General features: G+C 56.1%; 7 protein-coding genes. All 7 read left to right on the top strand.

Annotated features, from left to right (window positions below; genetic code table 11):
* Positions 1–616, top strand: a 616-nt coding sequence (locus tag Q7U71_10075; protein MDO9392103.1) for a PASTA domain-containing protein, incomplete at its 5' end; no start/stop codon positions are given.
* An 87-nt stretch (positions 617–703) separates the two neighbouring features.
* Positions 704–1,351, top strand: coding sequence for a ribulose-phosphate 3-epimerase (gene rpe, locus Q7U71_10070; GenBank protein ID MDO9392102.1), 648 nt, complete (start codon positions 704–706; stop codon positions 1,349–1,351).
* On the top strand, positions 1,348–1,857 hold the full coding sequence (locus tag Q7U71_10065) for a flavin reductase family protein (protein ID MDO9392101.1): 510 nt from the start codon (positions 1,348–1,350) through the stop codon (positions 1,855–1,857). The genes rpe and Q7U71_10065 overlap by 4 nt, the downstream gene beginning before the upstream one ends.
* Positions 1,858–1,949: 92 nt before the next feature.
* Entirely contained in the window at positions 1,950–2,111 is a 162-nt protein-coding gene (locus Q7U71_10060; protein MDO9392100.1) for a rubredoxin, read from the top strand.
* Positions 2,112–2,247: 136 nt separating this feature from the next.
* Positions 2,248–3,426: an FprA family A-type flavoprotein gene (locus Q7U71_10055; protein MDO9392099.1), complete on the top strand. Its 1,179-nt coding sequence runs from the start codon at positions 2,248–2,250 to the stop codon at positions 3,424–3,426.
* Positions 3,427–3,542: 116 nt separating this feature from the next.
* The gene (locus tag Q7U71_10050) at positions 3,543–4,034 is read left to right on the top strand and encodes a ferritin (protein ID MDO9392098.1); all 492 of its coding nucleotides are present in this window, start codon (positions 3,543–3,545) and stop codon (positions 4,032–4,034) included.
* Between the two features lie 243 nt (positions 4,035–4,277).
* Positions 4,278–4,484: signal recognition particle receptor subunit alpha (locus tag Q7U71_10045; protein MDO9392097.1), on the top strand; the 207-nt coding region annotated here is incomplete at its 3' end.

Raw genomic sequence — 4,484 nt, 5'->3', positions numbered from 1 at the left:
GGTGGTGGAGATGCCGGACATCAAGGGCCTGACCTTCGACCAAGCCAAGGAAGTTCTTTCCCAAAAGGGCCTGGACATAATGCTGGCCGGATGGCAGTACGATCCCGGCATCCCCGACAGCTCGGTGTCGATGCAGGAACCGGAGCCCAAGATGATGGTCAAGATCGGGCGCAAGGTGAAGGTGGTTTTAAGCCGGGGCACCGAAAAGATAGCCGTGCCGTATCTGGTGGGGCTCTCCTCGGTCCGGGCCATAAACCTGCTGGACCGGAGCGGGCTTAAGGTGGACGGCATCGACAGCCTGGCCAGCGACTCGGTGGCCCTGGGCTGCGTGGTCTGTTCCAATCCTCCGTCCGGCGCCCAGCTGACCCGTGAGAGCGGGGTCCGGCTCACCTTGAGCAGCGGACCCACCGAGGGCAAGATGCTGATGCCGGACCTGATGGGCAAAAAGCTGGCCGAGGTCCAGGGATCGCTGGTGGCCCAGGGCCTGGTGATAGGCCAGATCAAGTATCTGCCGGGCCAGTCGGCCGAGCCGGGAACCATCATAATGCAGGCTCCCCAGCCGGGCTTCGTGATCAAGGGCGGGGACACGGTGAACATGGCGGTCAGCGCCAACTGAGAGACTACAAACAAAAAATAAAATTTCAAAAATAAAAAACTTGGAACGATTTTTGATATTTTATATATTATATTTTATATTTTGAAGATGACCCTGATCGCAGCTTCCCTGTTGTCGGCCGATTTTGCCGAACTTAAGAACGAGATCCGCTCGGTGGAACAGGGCGGGGCGGACTGGCTGCATCTGGATGTGATGGACGGGCACTTCGTGCCCAATATAACATTCGGGCCCTTCATCGTTAAGGCCATCAAGGGAGTCTCCCAGCTGCCGCTGGATGCCCATCTGATGATCACCGATCCCCTGAAGTACGCCTCGGAATTCGCCAAGGCCGGCGCCGACTACATTACCATCCATGCCGAGGTCATAGAAGACCTTAAGTACGCGGTCGATCAGATCAAAAAGCTCAAGGTCAAGGCCGGCCTCTCGGTGAACCCCGAGACACCGCTGGACAAGGTTTTAGCGGTGATCGGCGAGATAGATCTTTTCCTGGTAATGAGCGTCCACCCCGGTTTCGGCGGGCAGAAGTTCATGCCCGAGGTTCTGGACAAAGTGCGGACCATCAAGAAACTAAAGGACCAGGGGAAGACCAAAACCCTGATCTCCATCGACGGCGGGATCAATCCCGAAACCTCGCGCCAGGCGTTGTCGGCCGGGGTCGATGTGCTGGTGGCCGGAGCGGCCATCTTCGGTATGCCGGACCGGGCCGCCCAGATCAAAGCCATCAGGGGCGTATGATGGACAAGAACGCCTTTAGGCTGATCAGCTACGGGATGTACCTGGTCTCCAGCTACGGGCCCGGCAAATTGAACGGGCAGATAGCCAACACCGTCTTTCAGGTAACAGCCGAGCCGCCGCTGATGGCGGTCAGCCTGAACTGCCAGAACTACACCAACGAGCTGATAAAGGGTTCCCAGAAATTCTCCGTCGCAATCCTATCCCAGGAGGCCCCCCTGACCCTGATCGGCACCTTTGGCTTCAAGTGCGGCCGCCAGGTGGACAAGTTCAGCGGGATGAAATACGAGACCTGCCCCAGCGGCAACCCCAAACTGCTGGAATACAGCCTGGCCCATTTTGATGTCGAGGTCACTCAGACCGTGGAGCTGGGCAGCCACACACTCTTCATCGGGAAAGTGGTGGAATCCCAGATCCTGGCCGAGGGGCAGCCCATGACCTACGAATACTACCATAAAATAAAAGGCGGCAAGACCCAGCAGAACGCTCCCTCGTATATCAAGGGTTAGGAATTTATTCCCGCTAAAATCTCGAAACCGCACGAAATGATTTAGATCTTTTCGTGTATTTAGTGGGGAAAATATAAAGTGGGAGAGATGCCATGAAGAAGTACACCTGCACCGTCTGCGGATATGAGTATGACCCGGTGGCCGGCGATCCCGACAACGGGGTCAAGCCCGGAACCTCTTTTAATGACCTGCCCGACGACTGGGTCTGTCCGGTGTGCGGGGCCGACAAGGATGCCTTTGAACCGGAAGACTAAACCAGCCAAGCTCTAAACCCCAATATCTAAATCCTAAACAAATTCCAAATACTAATATCCAAGTTTTGGTATTGATGCTTTGAGATTTAAGCTTGTTTAGAATTTAGTGTTTAGAAATTAGGATTTTAAGAAAAAGATGCTCCGGGAATTAAAGAAGAACATATACGCGGTCGGGGTGCAGGACTGGGACCGGAGGCTCTTTGACGAGCTGATCCCGCTGCCCCACGGCACCAGCTATAACTGCTATCTGGTCAAGGGCAGCCAAAAGACAGCGCTGGTGGATTCCGTGGACCCGGCCAGGTACCAGGAGCTGCTGGCCAACCTGGCCGAGCACCAGGTCAAGGCACTCGACTACATCGTCTGCAACCACGCCGAGCAGGACCATTCCGGCTCCATCGGTTTTCTGGCGGAGAAGTTCCCGCAGGCGACGGTGGTGACCAATGAGAAGTGCAAGGGCTTTCTGATGGACCTGCTGCACATCCCCGAGAACAGGTTTCAGGTGGTCAAGGATGGGGACACCCTTTCCCTGGGCGACAAGACCTTTGAATTCATCCTGGCCCCCTGGGTGCACTGGCCGGAGACCATGTTCAGTTTCCTGAGAGAGGACAAGGTCCTCTTCTCCTGCGATTTTCTGGGCTCGCACCTGGCCACCACCGACATCTTCGCCTGCGACGACACGGTTCTGGAGGGCGCCAAGCGCTATTACGCCGAGATCATGATGCCCTTCCGCAGCTCCATCGTCAAGCACCTGCAGAAGCTGGAGGCCATGGACATAGACCTGATAGGCCCCAGCCACGGCCCGGTGTATAAAAAGCCGTTCCACATCGTGGAGGCCTACAAGGACTGGAGCTCGGAGCAGGTCAGGAACGAGGTGGTGATCCCCTGGGTCTCCATGCACGGCAGCACCGAGGCCATGGTGAAGCACCTGACCGAGGCATTGGTTAAAAGGGGCATTTCCGTAAAACCCTTCAACCTTACCAAGACCGACACCGGCGAGCTGGCCTCTTCCCTGGTCGACGCCGCCACGGTGGTCCTGGCCACCTCCACAGCCCTGGTCGGCCCGCATCCCCAGGGGCTGTACGCCGCGGCGCTGGTGGGGGCCTTAAGGCCCAAGACCAAATTCCTGGGCATCATCGGCTCCTACGGCTGGGGCAGCAAGGCGGTGGAGACCATCAAGTCGCTTTTAACCAACCTCAAAGCCGAGGTGCTGGAACCGGTCTACATCAAAGGCGCGCCGCGCAAAGAGGACTTTGAGGCCCTGGACAAACTGGCGGATTCGATACTGGAAAAGCACAAAACACTGGGGCTGTTATAACCGTTTGAAATAGTTTGAAATGTTGGAATCGTTTGAGCGGGCAGAGCATCTAAGTATTTGGGAAGTAGATTGATGCAAACTTCAAACTGTAAACTTTCAAACTAAAGGAGAATACCATGATCAAGCAGAGCGTTCAGGACATCATCAACAAGCAGATCAACGCCGAGATGTATTCGGCTTACCTTTATCTGGGAATGGCGGGATGGTGCACCGACCAGAACCTAAACGGGGCCGCCCAGTGGATGAAGGCCCAGGCCAGGGAGGAGATGGGCCACGCCATGAAATTCTACAAGTTCCTGGAGGACACCAATTCCCAGATAGCGCTCAGGGCCATAGAGGCCCCGCCGGCCAAGTGGGCCAGCCTGCTGGCCGTCTTCGAGGACGCCTACAAACACGAGCAGAAGGTGACGGCCATGATCTACGACATCGTCAACCTGGCCACCAAGGAAGGCGACCACGCCACGGCCAGCATGTGCAAGTGGTTCGTGGACGAGCAGGTGGAGGAAGAGGCCCAGACCCTGGAGATAGTGAACCAGATAAAGATGCTGGGGGATTCCAAGGGCTCGCTGTTCATGCTGGACCGCCAGCTGGGCAAACGCGAGGGCTGAGCATTCCCGGAAGTTGAGAAGATACGAGGGTGGGAATGCTAATAGCGCCTATGCTTCACACCTTCGGATCTTCGGAAGTTCAAAGGTTCATAAACGGCAAACGTTTTTTAACGAACGCTGTCAGACCCGCCTGATCCCTGGCGGTATTTTGAGGGATCATTCAGTACAAACTGACGGCGTTTTCTATTTGCCGGGGGTTGCCCACGAAATACACGAAACAGATATTACTCAAGACGTATATAAATGTTCGACTCCTTAACTGAAAAATTCACCGGGCTTTTCAAGGACCTGACCGGGCAGGGCAAACTCTCCGAGGCCAACATCAAAGAGGCCAGCGCCAAGGTGCGGCGGGCCCTGCTGGAGGCCGATGTCAACTACACAGTCGTCAAGGACTTTGCGGCCGCGGTAGAGGCCAGGGCGCTGGGCGAGGATGTGCTGACCAGCATCACC

The sequence above is a fragment of the bacterium genome (genome assembly GCA_030655055.1).
GTDB lineage: Bacteria > Edwardsbacteria > AC1 > AC1 > EtOH8 > UBA5202.
Note: the sequence above shows the minus strand (reverse complement) of the source record. Positions and strands in the feature narration are given on the sequence as shown.